Here is a 16,072-nt window from a genome sequence, read left to right on the forward strand (position 1 = left end):
ACCAATGACTTATGATGCAGGACATTATGATGTAGTCGTGGTCGGTGCAGGACATGCAGGTGTGGAGGCTGGACTTGCAGCTGCCAAAATGGGAGCAAAAACATTAATGCTCACGTTAAATTTGGATATGATTGCGTTTATGCCATGCAATCCTTCCATTGGCGGACCTGCCAAAGGGATTGTCGTGCGTGAAATTGATGCTCTAGGTGGTGTCATGGGTAAAGTAATAGATAAAACGCATATTCAAATGCGCTTATTGAATACAGGAAAAGGACCTGCTGTGCAAGCGCTTCGGGCGCAAGCAGATAAACCTTTATATATTAAAGAAATGAAAAAGATCATTGAAAATGAGAAGAATATTACGCTGCGCCAAGGAATGGTGGATCGATTAATTGTTGAAGATGGTGTTTGCAAAGGGGTTATTACGGAAACAAATGCTGCGTACAGTGCAAAGACAGTCATTATAACAACTGGAACGTTCATGCGCGGAAAAGTCCTTATGGGTGACTTGGAATATGAAAGTGGGCCAAATAATCAACGACCAACGATTAAATTATCCGAAAACCTGGAGGAACTGGGATTTGAAATAACTCGATTTAAAACAGGTACACCTCCACGAGTAAATAGTCATACGATAGATTATTCAAAAACAGAAATACAACCAGGCGATGAGGATCCGCGCAGCTTTTCGTATGAAACAACAGAATATATTACGGATCAAATCCCTTGCTGGTTAACGTATACGAATGAATTTACCCATCAAATCATAAATGAAAATCTGTCTCTTTCCGCTATGTATTCAGGAATGAAAAGGGGAACAGGCCCCAGATACTGTCCATCCATTGAGGATAAAATTGTTCGCTTCAATGATAAGCCTCGTCACCAAATATTTCTAGAGCCAGAAGGAAGAGATACGGAAGAAGTGTATGTACAAGGATTGTCTACTTCTCTACCTGAATCCATCCAGCATAGCATAGTAAGAAGTGTGGAGGGGTTGGAAAATGCAGAAATTATGCGAGCAGGCTATGCCATTGAATATGATGCTATTGTACCGACACAGCTATGGCCAACATTAGAAACTAAGAAAATACCTGGATTATTTACAGCAGGGCAAATTAATGGCACCTCAGGCTATGAGGAGGCTGCTGCACAAGGAATTATGGCTGGTATTAACGCGGCTGCAAAGGTGCTTGGAAAAGACCCAGTTATTCTAGACCGCTCACAAGCTTATATCGGCGTGCTGATTGATGATTTGGTGACGAAAGGGACAAATGAGCCGTATCGATTGTTAACGTCACGTGCAGAGTATCGTTTGTTGCTTAGACACGATAATGCAGACTTACGCATGACCGAATTGGGATATAAGCTTGGTTTAATATCGGAAGAGCGCTATGCCGCATTTACAGAGAAATACCGTTTAGTAGAAGAAGAGAAGAAAAGGCTGCAAAAATTAGTGATTAAGCCTTCAACGGAAGTAAATGCATTTTTAGAAACAGCAGGCGCTTCGCCAATGAAAGAGGCAGTCAAAGCGTATGATCTATTAAAACGTCCAGAGCTTTCATATGATTTATTAGCACCTATCATTGATGCTGATCCATCGCTTTCACATGAAGTTACCGAGCAAGTAGGTATTCAAATTAAATATGAAGGATATATTAAAAAAGCGAACGATCAAGTAGCCCGCATGTTGAAGATGGAAGAAAAGAAAATCCCTGAAGATATTGATTATGATGCGATTAGTGGCATTGCTACTGAAGCAAAAGAAAAGCTGAAAACAGTTCGTCCGCTATCTATTGGTCAAGCTTCCCGTATTTCAGGTGTAAACCCAGCTGATATTTCGATCTTAGTTGTTTATATTGAACAGGGAAATATATCTCGGTTAGCTAATTAAAATGATAACAAGCAGATTTAGTTTGTAGCTAAGTCTGCTTGTATCTACATAAGGAGTATGAACATGAACCCGGAACAGTTTTTTCAATCTCTGCAAGAAAAAGGAATTCAATTAAATGTGCATCAAAAGGAACAATTTTCCATATATTTTACCACATTAATTGAATGGAACAAAAAAATTAACTTAACTGGATTAACTGCTGAAGCTGATGTTTATTTAAAGCATTTTTATGATTCACTCAGCGCAGCTTTTTACTTTGATTTTACGAAGATTCAATCTGTCTGTGATGTTGGAGCTGGTGCAGGTTTTCCAAGTATTCCACTGAAAATTTGCTATCCGCACTTGCAAGTAACCATTGTGGATTCATTAAAAAAGCGAATTGGTTTTTTGAATCAATTATCAGTGGCCTTATCTTTAGAAAATGTTGCTTTTTATCATGACCGTGCAGAAAACATGGGTAAAAATGCATCTTTTCGCGAGTCTTTTGATTTGGTTACTGCTAGAGCGGTTGCCCATATGTCTGTATTAAGCGAACTTTGTTTACCGCTTGCAAAAAAACAGGGAACTTTTTTAGCAATGAAAGGTGCAAAAGCAGGGGAGGAGATAGAGTTAGCTAAACCAGCAATTGAAGTGCTTGGTGGAGAGTTAAAACAAATGCATACGTTTACGTTGCCTCACGAAGATAGTGAGCGTTCCATTATTGAAATTTATAAAGCCCGAAAAACGCCTAAAAAGTATCCAAGAAAAGCAGGTCTACCGAATAAGGAACCAATAGAGTAGATTAAACATGTAATGACGTTTTTATTTAGTTAATAGACAAGAAATAGGCATATTCTTTCCGCAAAAAATATGATAAAATGAAGACAACGTATGCCTCGACGGAATATTATTTGAACATTACGCTAGCAGATTGCTGCTGCGTTTTTTCTTATAGTAGAAATATGGCTGTGAATAGCGATCCATTTAGATATACGTAAATTCTAAATGGAAGATAAAAGCAAAGATGCTGTTTTTCTTTAAAAATCATTACTATATGAATTCTTTATTTGATTGACACATTGTTGTACGTTCTGTTATGTTGAAGCGCCATATAGTTTGTGTGCAGTAAAAAACTTGGATTTTAGCTCCTTTTAAATAAATTAAAGAGCTTCTTCGCTATTTAGTATGGTAGCAGAAGGTAGTTTAGGAGATTTTACGTGGAGTGGCGGGCATGATAGTATTTTTGGCGTGAGCCAATATCCCTTTCATATTGGTGTCTTGGCTCGTCAATCAAGCCCAAACCGACTATAATTCTAACTTTTAGCTATACTACCAACACTAAACAGCAAGGAGTCATTAAAGAATGAATCATTCCAGGACGCAAATATAAAAATAATTAGTTACCCGTCTATCCCGTATATAAGGTGTTGCAAAACTCGCACTTCAGAAGTTTTATAATCTGTACTGCAATAAGTCTGAGTGGGAGATAACAGCACCTAAATGCTCGATTCGTTCATCTAATCAGTGAGGGGAATGAAAACCCCGACTGATTGAAGATTCACGTTATTTATAATAGATAAAGACTCAAAAGGAATAGTGAAATGGATTATTTGAATGAATACCTTCTATGAATGTTGCTTACCCAATAACAGGCATCGTTCATCACCTCGTACGGGTAAATCATTATTGATTTATATGAGCCTTTCCTATGCTATAATATTCATAGTTATTCCATATAAAATGTTCCACGTGAAACATTTTATATTTTATACATAGATAAGATTATAAAAGTATATTAGAGGTGGTGTGGGATTATGGTGAAGCCCTTTAACCGTTTTTTTGGAATAGGCGATAAATCTGAACAGGAAGTTGATTCTGGTTCAGAAATTGATATTCATTCCAATGAAGTAATACAGATCCCTGTTAAAAATATAGAACCTAATCGATATCAGCCCAGGTCCATTTTTAGTGAAGAAAAAATAAAGGAACTTGCTCAAACAATTCAAACCCATGGAATGATACAGCCTATCATTGTTCGGCATCTAGAAGAAACTGAGCAAGGGGAGCAAAAGTATGAGATTATCGCTGGAGAACGGAGATGGCGTGCAGTTGATTCATTAGGCTGGGAAAATATTTCAGCGATTGTTAAAGAGATGACCGATACAGAAACAGCTTCGGTAGCACTGATTGAGAACTTGCAGCGTGAAGAATTGACTGTTATTGAAGAAGCAACAGCGTATGCACAATTGCTTGAACTTCATTCCTTAACGCAAGAAGCTCTGGCACAACGATTAGGAAAAAACCAATCAACCATAGCGAATAAGCTTCGCTTGCTAAAGTTACCCCAGGCAGTTCAAGAAGCTTTGTTAGGAAAGTATATTACAGAAAGACACGCGCGTGCCCTCATTAAATTAAATGATGAAGAGCAACAAGTAAAGCTATTACAGGAGATCATTGAAAATGAATTAAATGTAAAGCAAACAGAAGATAAGATTGCTAAAATAAGTGAAAAACAACAAAAAAAACCAAAAAAGAAAGCAGTTAAACGAAAGGGATTTAATAAAGATATTCGGATTGCTATGAATACGATACGCCAATCATTAAATATGGTTTCCGATACAGGAGTAAAAGTAGAGTCTGATGAACAGGATCTAGAAGATTACTACCAAATTACAATTAAAATTCCAAAAAAGAAATAATTTATTGCTCTCATAAGCTTTATAAATTTGTTTGAAAAAAGTGTACAAGCTAAATTAGGATGCTACACTCCCGTGTCTGTGTACCCATCTTCGTGTTGAAAGATGGGTATTTTGCTCGATAATAAATGATCTAACGTAAATGACAAATTACGAATTGCTAACAAAAATGAAATAAATCCACCATTTAGAAGAAAAAATGATAGAATAGATAGTATATCGTTTTAGGTAGGTGTCAACATGGGAAAAGTAATGTCCGTCGCAAACCAAAAAGGTGGCGTAGGAAAAACAACTTCATCGGTTAATTTGAGTGCTTGTTTAGCACATTTAGGTAATAAAGTTCTTCTTGTAGATGTTGATCCACAGGGGAATGCAACAAGCGGAACAGGGGTTAATAAAGCAGATGTCAAACATTGTATTTACAATGTTCTTGTAGAAGATCTACCTGCTGAAGAAGTTTGTATTCCAACAACTATCGACAACTTAGATATTATACCTGCTACTATACAATTAGCCGGAGCAGAAATTGAACTGGTGCCAACGATTTCCAGAGAAATACGACTTAAAAAAGCGTTGGAAAATCTTAAATCGATCTATGATTATATAATTATTGATTGCCCACCTTCGTTGGGATTATTAACGCTAAATGCATTGACAGCTTCAGATACTGTAATTATTCCAGTTCAATGCGAGTATTATGCGTTAGAAGGGCTAAGCCAATTATTGAATACAATCAGACTTGTTCAAAAGCATCTTAACAAAACACTCATGATTGAAGGAGTGTTATTAACCATGCTAGATGCTCGAACCAATCTGGGAATCCAAGTCATAGAAGAAGTAAAGAAATACTTTCAAGATAAAGTCTATCAAACTATTATTCCAAGAAATGTAAGATTGGGCGAAGCTCCAAGTCATGGTTTGCCGATAATTTCGTATGATGCCAAGTCAAAGGGTGCTGAAGTATATCTTGAGTTAGCGAAGGAAGTGATGGCCAATGGCGAAAGGGTTAGGTAAAGGGATTAACGCTTTTTTTCCAGAGGTTGAGGAAAGTCAAGATGATATAATTGAAGAGATTGCAATTGCTGAATGTCGACCAAATCCATACCAACCAAGAAAGACATTTCATGCAGATGCGATTGAAGAGTTAAAAGAATCGATTTTAGAATACGGCATTATACAGCCTTTGATTGTTCGGAGGAGCATTAAAGGTTATGAAATTGTCGTAGGAGAAAGAAGGTACCGTGCTGCTAAAGAGGCAGGGTTAGAAAAGATTCCCGTTATTATTAAGGATTTATCTGATAACAAAATGATGGAACTGGCACTATTGGAGAACTTACAACGCGAAGACCTAACTCCAATCGAAGAGGCGCACGCTTATGCCAACTTAATGAACGAACTAAAAATTACCCAGGAAGAATTATCAAAACGCTTAGGGAAAAGCCGATCACATATTGCTAATATGGTGCGACTACTTTCTTTGCCCGAATCTGTCATTGCTTATATTAATAATGGAGAGCTTTCAATGGGACACGGCCGTGCAATATTGGGACTTAAGGATAAAACAAAGCTGCAACCATTGATAAAGAAGATCAGAAAAGAGAAATTAAACGTAAGACAGGTAGAAAAGCTGATCGTTCAACTCAATGAAAAACCGGTAAAGAAAAAAGAAAAACCTCAAAAAGATATCTTTCTTCAAGAAAGAGAAAGCTTCCTTAGAGAAAGATTTGGTACTGCTGTGACTATTCAACGCGGGAAGCGAAAAGGTAAAATAGAAATTGAGTTTTATAATGATAATGATTTACAGCGTATCATTGATACATTAGAAAATTAAAGTCAAATAGCTAACAACCGAAAAATCCTATATGGAATATAAATAGAGTACAGGGAACGAAGTCATGACTTTTTATTTTAGTATCCAATTGTGAACCATCACTTAAAAATTAAATATGAACTATACAATAGAGAGGGCTGACAATATTGTCAGTCTTTCATTTTAAGATAAAAAAGTGTAAAATGAGGTGCTTGAGGATAACGAAATAACCGACTAGTCACGTCCGGTGCATGAGCCCAGCAACCAGGCGACTTCCCCCCATTGTCCTACGATAAGTCATCATCGGTTCGTGGTTAAGAGGAAGGCCGACTTAAAACGGGCTTACCGCCCGCGTCGGTATACTCCTGTTTTAGTGGCAGATTCCTTTATCTCAGTTGCCTCGATCCAGTCACTACGTTGCTAACCGGGCGCCTCGAGTCTTTGTTCTACATAGATTAATTAAGTTTCTAAGTTTGTAAAAATTATAAGAAAATGTTCCACGTGAAACATTTATCCCGCATATGAAGTGCTGAAATACTCTGACTTCAGGAGTTGGATAATCTGTACTGTAACAATCCTAAGTGGGAGATAACAGCACCTAAATGCCCTATTTCGTAAGAGGCCTTAGGTCATACCAATATGGTACTAACAAGCGTGGGGATGAATGAAGATTCACTTTATAGAAGGCATATAGGGGGCGGAAAAAATAGAGCTATACGGTACACTTATCAACGGAGCCTTAATAATAATTGGAAGCTTATTAGGGTTAGTATTCACTAAAATTCCCGAAAGATATAAAGAAACAGTCATGCAAGGAATTGGACTAGCTGTAATACTAATTGGCTTACAAATGGCATTTGTAATGGAGCATATTATTATTGGATTACTAAGTATATTAACAGGTGCTATAGTAGGAGAATGGCTCCAGTTAGAAAGTGGTTTGTATCGATTAGGGAAATGGGTCGGCAATAAGCTGGGTTCTAAAGAAAATGACACTCGTGTGTCACAGGGATTTGTTACTGCTTCCTTAATCTTTGTCATCGGAGCAATGTCTATCATTGGAGCATTAGATAGTGGGTTGCGAGGGGATCATGAGGTTTTAATAACAAAAGGAATACTAGATGGATTTGTCGCTTTAGTATTGACAACAACACTTGGCTTTGGTGTTATTTTATCCGTTTTTCCGGTACTTTTATATCAAGGTTCTATTGCACTGCTTGCTACACAAATCGAAGGGATCTTACCGGAGAGTATTTTAAACGGTTTCATTACTGAATTAACAGGAGTAGGTGGTTTAATTATTGTAGCAATCGGGCTGAATTTATTAAATATCACTTCTATAAGAATAGGTAATCTATTACCGGCTATTATAATGGTAGGTGTCATTTACTATGTATACCAATTATTTTTGTAACAAGAGGCACCGTAGTCTCTATCAATAAGACAAGGAGTTGAATAGGAATGATCGAAATTGCTTGAAATACCTAAGGAAACTAGGCATAGAAAAAAACAGTCCTCTCTGATTCAAACACAACAAGAGAGCGACTGTTTTTTATTAAACTGATACTTTATACACAAATGAAACTAGGATTAAATGCGAAAACATCCAACGAGCAGTGAACTACATTCCATCCTCATTTTTTACTGCCAAGATGAAGTAACATAGAGGAAAAAACGAAAGTAACTAACATTGGTACATATTTAAGGAGGATATTCAATTATGTCAGATATATCACTAGCCTTTTCAAAAACACTCCAAAATAGACCTCTTTTATTTATTTCACCCTCTTCATAGGACAAACAAAGAGTTAAACGAATATCCGAAGTATTTTACATCAAATGAGATTGAATATGTTTGGTAATTAGAGCAGCAGGCATTCTTTTTCTGTATGTTAAACGTTGATCGACAGCATCTAAAAGATTAGCAATCGATTTTGCCATCGCCATCACTATTTGTAATCTCGTATTTTGTAAAACGGAATACTCCATAAATCCACTCACATTAACAACTCCAGTTAAGTGAACATCCCCTATAGCAGGGAGAGCTTTGTTTAATGCTGCCCCTGGCTTTATAGCTCCTGTGCCAGCAATAATTTTTCCTACAGAGCGCTGCTTTCCTAAACAGGCGTCAATAGCGATAATAAATGGATGACGATAGGTTGCTTCAATATGATGGATGTATTCGGTCAAATTGACAGCATGAACAGGGTTATCCAGTGTACCATAAATAGACATATGCCTTGGTTTTCTTTCTGAAAGTAAACTCCCTGCAAGTGGTCCTAAAGCATCCCCTGTAGAACGATCTGTCCCAATTGAGACAACTATATACTCGTGGGGTGATTGAGGCAACAAAGATAGAAACTTTTCCAGCATAATAGTATGAAAATTAGGCTCTGTATGAAGCATACGATAATCACTGCTTCTATCCTTTAGTTTGTTTTTTAAATTCATAGCTTTTCCTCCAAAGACATATTGGTATAGTATACGGGTATTTTTCAAAATCTATACATGAATGAATAAAAATAATGGAGGAAATGAGATGATACGTGCGGGAATGCAATGGATGTTTTTAATTATCGGCACAACGATAGGGGCAGGCTATGCTTCTGGAAGGGAGTTATGGCAATTTTTTGGGCATGAAAGTGGACTAGCCATCGTGCTATTTACTTGTTTTTTTACCATTTGCTGTATAGGTATTATGAATATTAGCTACACTCGAAAGTCTACCCACTATTTACCAGTACTTCAGGATATTGTTGGGGTGAAATTAACAAAAGTGTACGATGTGATGATATTTATTTACCTATTCACAACAACTGTTATTATGATTGCTGGAAGTGGGGCAACATCTCAAGCGTTTAATTATCCTTATTCGTGGGGGATAATTATAATAATTATTGCGCTTATTTTGCTGTTTTTAAAAGGAGTGAATGGTCTACTTTCTATCAATCAATTTATCTTACCGTTGTTATTAATAGGACTTATATTTGTTCTTTTATGGTTTACGATCGATCAAGAATTGGATCTTTTTTCTCATTGGCATGAACAACGAAATTGGATGGCAGCCTTTCCATTTACAGCATTAAATATTCTACCTCTAATTGCCGTTTTAGGGGCGATTGGGCATAAAGTACAGACAAAACAGGAAATATGGATTGCTTCTATTGGAAGCGGGCTTACGCTAGGAGTTATCACGTTTATTTATAATAACAGCTTAATTCAGATTGCTGATGAAATACTAGTTTATGAGATTCCTTTATTTGCTATAATGAAGCATTATCCGTTGCAAATGCTCGTTTTCATGAGTGTATTATTATGGTTTGCCATTTTTACAACAGCTGCATCAGGAATACTTGGAATCGTTACACGTATACAAGATTATGTAAAACAGCCATTATGGTTGATTGTTTGCATTACGTTGGTTACAATGATTCCATTAACAGCTCTCGGTTTTTCAACGCTGATTCAATACTTATATCCCATCTATGGTATATTAAATTTATACGTATTAACTCGACTATTATTTCTTCCTTTTTGGAATAAGTTAGAAAATACAAAAACATAGAGTCTAATTAGGTATGGGAGGATTTGGATGAAGTTTTCGCAAAGTACAGTAGAAGAAAATGTAGAAAAAGAAGTAGATAAATTCACTAAATTAATGAATGATGCTTGGGAGTATGTAACAGGAGCAGATTTATGGTTTACAATTGGTAAAGGTATATTGCAAATCATTCTTATTCTCGTTTTATCTTACCTTGTAGTTCGCATTTCTCGTAAGGTTATCGATCGATTGTTTAAAAAGCGGGACAAAGGGCCGATTCGTATAACCGAGCGTCGGGAGAATACATTAAAGAAATTAATCAAAAGCGTCGTCGCTTATGTCGTTTATTTTATTTCGCTAATTATGATTTTGGATGGGGTATTTGGTTTAGAAGTAGGCGCATTAATAGCTGGTGCTGGTGTTGCAGGTTTAGCAATTGGTTTTGGCGCCCAAAATTTAGTACGAGATATTATTTCTGGCTTCTTCATTATTTTTGAAGATCAATTTTCAGTAGGAGATTATGTTGGCGTAGCAGGCATTGAAGGAACCGTAGAAGAGATAGGTTTAAGAACAACAAAAGTATTAAGTTGGACAGGCGAAATGCATATTTTACCAAATGGGAATGTTACACAAGTCATCAATTATTCTGTTCATAATGGATTAGCTATCGTTGATATTAACGTTCCTTATGAGAACAGTGTCGATGATGCGGAACGTTTAATTAATGAAGTAGCAGTTACACTTCCTGATAAATATGAATTTGTAGTTGGTACTCCGGAAATTATCGGAGTGCAAACTTTGGAGGCTTCCTACTTTGTTATTCGTGTTATTGCAGAAACATTGCCTGGATTTCAATGGGCAGCGGAGAGAAATATTCGCCGAGATATGCAAGATCACCTATATCGGTCAGGAATTGAAATTCCTTCTCCAAGAATTGTTATGTATTCTCGTGAACAAAAAGAAAGTTTATTGGATTATAGTCAAAAGCAGCGATTTGAGAAAAACCAGGGCAACCGAAAAGGATACCCAGATGTTGAATCGCATGGTGAACAGTCTTCAGAAAATGATTAAACACGTTCTTTAAAAAAGACTCGAAGGAAGGGGGCTTTCTCATCCGTTGGATGCAACAACCGCTGAAAGCCTCTACTCAGTATAAGAATATAAGTAGTAAAGCGGAAACTGAAGCTAGATAGCTTTTTAGAATCATGAATAAATGAAGGAGAAAAGGGCCATGGAAGGAAAACAATTTGCACTACATGATGTCGTACAAATGAAAAAGCCACACCCATGTGGAGAAAATCGTTGGCGGATTATTCGAATGGGAATGGATATACGTATCAAGTGCTTAGGCTGTGATCATAGTGTTATGATTCCACGTAAACAGTTTGAGAAAAAAATGAAAAAAGTGCTTGAAAAGGCAGAAGAATAAGCAAGATTACAGAGGGAAAAAGAAAATTTTTTTTGCTTAAGAAAATAGCGATTTCGTTAGTAAAATGGTATAATTGCAAATAGAGAAAAAGAAAAATGCAAATTTAATAGGGTAAAAAGCAAAAGTAGACAGTCTATTCTGTCTACTTTTGCTTTTTGTTAGCTTGTCATTTTGATGGCTTGTATCTATAATGAAAAGGACAAACGCGTTCATATGAATGGAGTCTTTAAGGAGTGAAATTTGCATGTCTTTAACAGCAGGAATTGTCGGGCTTCCGAACGTTGGCAAGTCAACGTTGTTTAATGCTATTACCCAAGCTGGAGCTGAAGCAGCAAACTACCCGTTTGCAACGATAGACCCAAATATTGGAATCGTAGAAGTACCGGACAAACGCTTAAATAAATTAACAGAATTAGTAAAACCGAAAAAGACAGTACCGACCACATTTGAGTTTACAGATATTGCTGGTATTGTGAAAGGTGCAAGTAAAGGGGAGGGATTAGGGAATCAATTTCTGTCTCATATTCGCCAAGTAGATGCTATTTGCCAGGTTGTCCGTTGTTTTCAAGATGAAAATATAACTCATGTGTCAGGAAAAGTAGACCCAGTGGAAGATATGGATATCATTAATTTGGAATTGATCCTGGCAGATTTGGAAACGGTAAATAAACGTTTGCAACGTGTAGAAAAATTAGCGAAACAAAAAGAAAAATCGGCGGTCGCTGAATTTGATGTGCTTCGAAAATTAAAAACAGGCTTGGAAGAGGAACTGCCAGTACGAGCATTGGAATTTAATGAGGAGCAGTGGAAGCTAGTAAAAGGTTTGCATTTGCTTACAAGTAAGCCGACACTTTATGTGGCAAATGTAAGTGAAGATGAAGTTGCGGATGCCGATGCCAATGAGAACGTCCAGAAAGTGAAAGCATATGCAGCTAAGGAAAATGCAGAAGTAATTGTAGTCTGTGCGAAAATAGAAGAAGAGATCTCTGAATTAGATCCAGAAGAAAAGACGATGTTTTTGGACGATTTAGGGATTACAGAGTCTGGATTGGACAAGCTGATTAAAGCTTCTTATCATTTATTAGGCTTGGCTACGTACTTTACAGCAGGAGAACAAGAAGTTCGCGCTTGGACATTTCGCAAAGGAACGAAAGCACCACAAGCAGCAGGAATTATTCATACGGATTTTGAACGCGGATTTATTCGTGCAGAAACGGTTTCCTATGACGATTTAGTGGCAGCTGGATCCATGGTTAAGGCGAGGGAAAATGGAAAAGTACGATTAGAAGGAAAAGATTATATCGTACAGGATGGCGATGTGATTCATTTCCGCTTTAATGTTTAATGAATACGTAAAATAGGATCTCTCGAAAGACTTGTCATTTGTTAAATGATTTGGTATAATACACTATCGTGAGTAATTAAATTTTATGAATTACTCCTTGCTCTCATGACGACAGAATATTTTCGGTCGAATAGTGGAGAGCCGCTAAGTCCAAAAGGAGGTGCTACGGATGAGAAAATACGAAATCATGTACATCATCCGCCCAGACATGGAAGAAGAAGCGCAAACAGCTTTAATTGAGCGTTTCAATGGAATTCTTACTGACAATGGTGCGGAAATTGAAAAAGTTGACGAAAAAGGTAAGAAACGTCTTGCTTATGAAATCAATGACTATCGTGATGGATATTATATAATCATTAACTTTAAGAGTGATGATCAGGCTATCAACGAGTTTGACCGTCTTGCAAAGTTTTCTGATGATATTATTCGTCATATTATCGTTCGAGAAGATGATCAATAATAAGGAGTGGTTCGGATGTTAAATCGTGTCGTACTTGTCGGCAGGTTAACGAAGGATCCTGATTTACGTTATACCCCAAGTGGAGTAGCCGTAGCTAATTTTACGCTTGCGGTTAACCGTCCATTTTCCAATCAGCAGGGAAACCGAGAAGCGGATTTTATTAACTGTGTCGTTTGGCGTAGAGCAGCGGAGAACCTGGCAAATTATATGAATAAAGGCAGTATGGTTGGTGTGGACGGACGTGTGCAAACACGCCGATTTGAAGGTCAAGACGGAAAAACCGTATTTGTCACGGAAGTGGTGGCAGAAAGTGTTCAATTTTTGGAAACAAAAGGTTCTTCGCAAGGCGGGGGGCAAGGTGCATCAGGATTTCAACCAAATAGAAACCAAAGCCAATTCGAACCACAATCCAATCCATATGAACAAAACCAAAATAACCAGGACAATCCATTCCAAAATAATGGAGAGCCTATTGAAATATCAGATGATGATTTACCATTTTAATTAAAAGGAGGTCATAATAATGGCAGCTCGTCGCGGTCGTGCAAAGCGTCGTAAGGTGTGTTATTTTACAGCGAACGGAATTACACACATTGACTATAAAGATGTTGATTTGCTAAGACGTTTCATTTCTGAGCGTGGAAAAATTCTTCCTCGTCGTGTAACTGGAACTTCTGCAAAATATCAACGTAAACTAACTAAAGCAATTAAACGTGCTCGTACAATGGCATTATTGCCATATGTTGCTGAGTAATAAAAAAGCCATCATCAGCTTATAGAAAGCTGATGATGGCTTTTTAGAAAGATATAAGAAAAAGATTAGAAAATGATAAGCACAATACGCATAGTCCAACACGAAACATAAATAATATTTTTTAAAGCTCTTAGAAACTTGTGTTTGTCTACTAATTATCCATAAACAAGCCCCTAAAGCCATACTACTCAACAACCAACCAAAACTTTCAATTCCTTTAAAATAATCGCATGTTGTATAAATAGGTAGGATGATAACGTCAAATGAGTCAATACCTATATCCAATAGATCCAATCAGAATACTTAACCCTAATCATTTATGATTAAATAAAACTTGGAATCCTTCTTTAAATTGGTGAATCGAGTTTTTTTGGTATCTATTTTTTGACTTTTTTCTATAAAGATAAACGCAAATGCAAAGGCAACAAGTAAAAATGATAAACCATTTATTCTAAATGTGATAAATATACTGAAAGTTGTAACTAATTAAGCTACTAAGATCGGTCCTACCATCTCCATAATTTGCTGTGCCATGGATCTGTAGGAATTAGCTTTAATTAGGTACTCTTTTAGGCAATGGCTTTTAGTGTTGGACGATATAAAGTGTTTAACACTCCTAAAAAAGTAAGCATATATATGCCAAATTAAGATATTTTCACTTCAAATGAGGTAAGTAATGAGTATAAGGCAGTTACTCTCATAACATTAATAATTCAAATGAGAGATTTCTTAGGTAGTAGATCTACTCATATTCCCCCAAAAAGTCGAATGAGTAGCTGAGGTATAATAAACATACTTTGAGTACCACTGATGTCACTTGCTTGACTGTCCAAGTATAGAATTAAATAAGGTATTGAAGTATAGAATTAAATAAGGTATTGAAGTTGTAAATAATTTAATTCCAAGCTAAATAACATCATAAAATTTTTGTTTCTCCATATACCGGATCCAATCCATTTAAGAGTAAAGATTACAGATTCACCCTCAATGGTACAAGGATTAAATTTCCCTACTTGTCGGTTTAGTTCAGCTAATAAAGAAACTTATGTTTGCAGTTTACCCACAGGATCTATTTGGAGATTTTATGATTGAAACTTGTTTGCAAAAATAGCCTATGTCCTATATTTTTTATAGCAGTGGCTATTTTTTATGGTACATTGTAATAGTAAGCGCAACAGCATAAAATAGCCCATACCAGCTACGTGTAAAATGGAAGTAACAAAATACCAACACATATACAGAGATACTGTTATGAGCTTACCACAATTGAAAGAGAACATATAGAAAGTCTCTAAACACCCATAAACATTATAATTAACAAATGTAAATAAAGTCGAATTAGAACTATGGCTATTCCACAAATCCATACTCTTCCAAAGTTTTTGCAGCCTGTTTGGATGATAGAAAATCCGTTAATACTTTTGCATCATGATGATTCGTACTATATGAAGTAATCCCTGTTTGATAAATAATGGGTGGATGAAGCGTTTTGTCTATCTCATAGACGATATTCACCTGTTCATTTTCATAGGCATCAGAGGCATAGACAACGCCAAGCGCTTGCTTATGTTCATTTACATGATTGATGATATCCGCTATATCTTTGACATAGATCGTTTTATTTTTTATTTTATCCCATAAATTAATTTCGTTAGATTGAAAAGCTTTTTCAGCATAATCACCAGCAGTTACATTCACTGGGTCACCTAAAACCAATTTTTCAAAAGATTTCTGTTGTATGTCTTTTAAATTTGATAGCTGTAGTTTATTTGTCGGATGCGAAATCAGAACAAGTCGATTATGCGCAAAGCTTTCTTGTGATTTTTTAACGAGTAACCCCTCTTTTTCCAGTGTATCGTTCCACTCTTTATTTGCAGATAAGAACAAGTCAACAGGCGCACCTTGTTGAATATTACCTGCTAGTTGTCCAGAGCTTGCAAATATGATATCAACGGAAATTGTAGGCTGGAGTTCTTCAAAACGAGAAATTAGTTCTGGCAGGACATCTGTTAAGCTAGAATCAGCTGCTACGAGTATTTTATTTTGTTCAGCAGGCTTTTCGAAAAGTTGTTCATCATCAGACATAGAGCACCCTGATAATAAAACTATGCTGATGCAAAGGGTAAAAATATGCTTCATGTAAGTCCTCCTAGCGCTCTTATTCATC

At 36.5% G+C, this 16,072-nt stretch carries 15 protein-coding genes; 13 read left to right on the forward strand and 2 right to left on the reverse strand.

From position 1 onward, the window contains the following. Positions 1 to 4 precede the first annotated feature (4 nt). From mnmG to D1839_RS09965, 6 genes are all read left to right on the forward strand, one after another. Positions 5 to 1,891 (forward strand): tRNA uridine-5-carboxymethylaminomethyl(34) synthesis enzyme MnmG, encoded by a 1,887-nt coding sequence (gene mnmG, locus D1839_RS09940; RefSeq protein WP_120379748.1) that lies wholly within the window; start codon positions 5 to 7, stop codon positions 1,889 to 1,891. 63 nt (positions 1,892 to 1,954) lie between these two features. Further along, positions 1,955 to 2,671, forward strand: a complete 717-nt coding sequence (gene rsmG, locus D1839_RS09945; protein ID WP_120379749.1) for a 16S rRNA (guanine(527)-N(7))-methyltransferase RsmG — start codon at positions 1,955 to 1,957, stop codon at positions 2,669 to 2,671. Between the two features lie 1,013 nt (positions 2,672 to 3,684). Then, a complete protein-coding gene (noc, locus tag D1839_RS09950; RefSeq protein ID WP_120379750.1) occupies positions 3,685 to 4,569 on the forward strand; it encodes a nucleoid occlusion protein in 885 nt (294 codons plus the stop codon). A gap of 237 nt (positions 4,570 to 4,806) precedes the next feature. Then, the gene (locus tag D1839_RS09955) at positions 4,807 to 5,580 is read left to right on the forward strand and encodes a ParA family protein (RefSeq protein WP_050350593.1); all 774 of its coding nucleotides are present in this window, start codon (positions 4,807 to 4,809) and stop codon (positions 5,578 to 5,580) included. Continuing rightward, positions 5,561 to 6,397, forward strand: a complete 837-nt coding sequence (locus tag D1839_RS09960) for a ParB/RepB/Spo0J family partition protein (protein ID WP_120379751.1) — start codon at positions 5,561 to 5,563, stop codon at positions 6,395 to 6,397. The genes D1839_RS09955 and D1839_RS09960 overlap by 20 nt, the downstream gene beginning before the upstream one ends. Before the next feature lie 706 nt (positions 6,398 to 7,103). Continuing rightward, positions 7,104 to 7,790: a DUF554 domain-containing protein gene (locus D1839_RS09965; RefSeq protein ID WP_286164776.1), complete on the forward strand. Its 687-nt coding sequence runs from the start codon at positions 7,104 to 7,106 to the stop codon at positions 7,788 to 7,790. A 416-nt stretch (positions 7,791 to 8,206) separates the two neighbouring features. On the opposite strand, the gene yyaC is transcribed toward D1839_RS09965, so the two are convergent. Continuing rightward, positions 8,207 to 8,827 carry a spore protease YyaC gene (gene yyaC / locus D1839_RS09970; protein WP_120379753.1) on the reverse strand — a complete coding sequence of 207 codons (621 nt, stop codon included), beginning with the start codon at positions 8,825 to 8,827 and terminating at the stop codon, positions 8,207 to 8,209. A gap of 88 nt (positions 8,828 to 8,915) precedes the next feature. Between yyaC and D1839_RS09975 the strand changes: the two genes are divergently transcribed. The 7 genes from D1839_RS09975 to rpsR all read left to right on the forward strand — a co-directional run bounded on the left by D1839_RS09975 (position 8,916) and on the right by rpsR (position 13,905). After that, positions 8,916 to 9,941 carry a YkvI family membrane protein gene (locus D1839_RS09975; protein WP_120379754.1) on the forward strand — a complete coding sequence of 342 codons (1,026 nt, stop codon included), beginning with the start codon at positions 8,916 to 8,918 and terminating at the stop codon, positions 9,939 to 9,941. Positions 9,942 to 9,968: 27 nt separating this feature from the next. Next, complete coding sequence (locus D1839_RS09980; RefSeq protein ID WP_120379755.1) at positions 9,969 to 10,988, forward strand: mechanosensitive ion channel family protein; 1,020 nt, start codon at positions 9,969 to 9,971, stop codon at positions 10,986 to 10,988. A gap of 160 nt (positions 10,989 to 11,148) precedes the next feature. Further along, the gene (locus D1839_RS09985; protein WP_120379756.1) at positions 11,149 to 11,346 is read left to right on the forward strand and encodes a DUF951 domain-containing protein; all 198 of its coding nucleotides are present in this window, start codon (positions 11,149 to 11,151) and stop codon (positions 11,344 to 11,346) included. 244 nt (positions 11,347 to 11,590) lie between these two features. Then, on the forward strand, positions 11,591 to 12,691 hold the full coding sequence (gene ychF, locus D1839_RS09990; protein ID WP_120379757.1) for a redox-regulated ATPase YchF: 1,101 nt from the start codon (positions 11,591 to 11,593) through the stop codon (positions 12,689 to 12,691). Between the two features lie 169 nt (positions 12,692 to 12,860). Then, positions 12,861 to 13,151, forward strand: a complete 291-nt coding sequence (gene rpsF / locus D1839_RS09995) for a 30S ribosomal protein S6 (protein WP_120379758.1) — start codon at positions 12,861 to 12,863, stop codon at positions 13,149 to 13,151. Between the two features lie 15 nt (positions 13,152 to 13,166). Beyond that, a complete protein-coding gene (gene ssb / locus D1839_RS10000) occupies positions 13,167 to 13,655 on the forward strand; it encodes a single-stranded DNA-binding protein (RefSeq protein ID WP_050350601.1) in 489 nt (162 codons plus the stop codon). 19 nt (positions 13,656 to 13,674) lie between these two features. Then, positions 13,675 to 13,905 (forward strand): 30S ribosomal protein S18, encoded by a 231-nt coding sequence (gene rpsR, locus D1839_RS10005; protein WP_050350602.1) that lies wholly within the window; start codon positions 13,675 to 13,677, stop codon positions 13,903 to 13,905. A gap of 1,350 nt (positions 13,906 to 15,255) precedes the next feature. Here the strand turns inward: rpsR and modA are convergent. Continuing rightward, positions 15,256 to 16,044: a molybdate ABC transporter substrate-binding protein gene (gene modA, locus D1839_RS10010; RefSeq protein WP_158589637.1), complete on the reverse strand. Its 789-nt coding sequence runs from the start codon at positions 16,042 to 16,044 to the stop codon at positions 15,256 to 15,258. Between the last annotated feature and the right edge of the window lie 28 nt (positions 16,045 to 16,072).

It is taken from the genome of Roseburia sp. 1XD42-34 (genome assembly GCF_009917385.1).
GTDB lineage: Bacteria > Bacillota > Bacilli > Bacillales > Amphibacillaceae > Virgibacillus.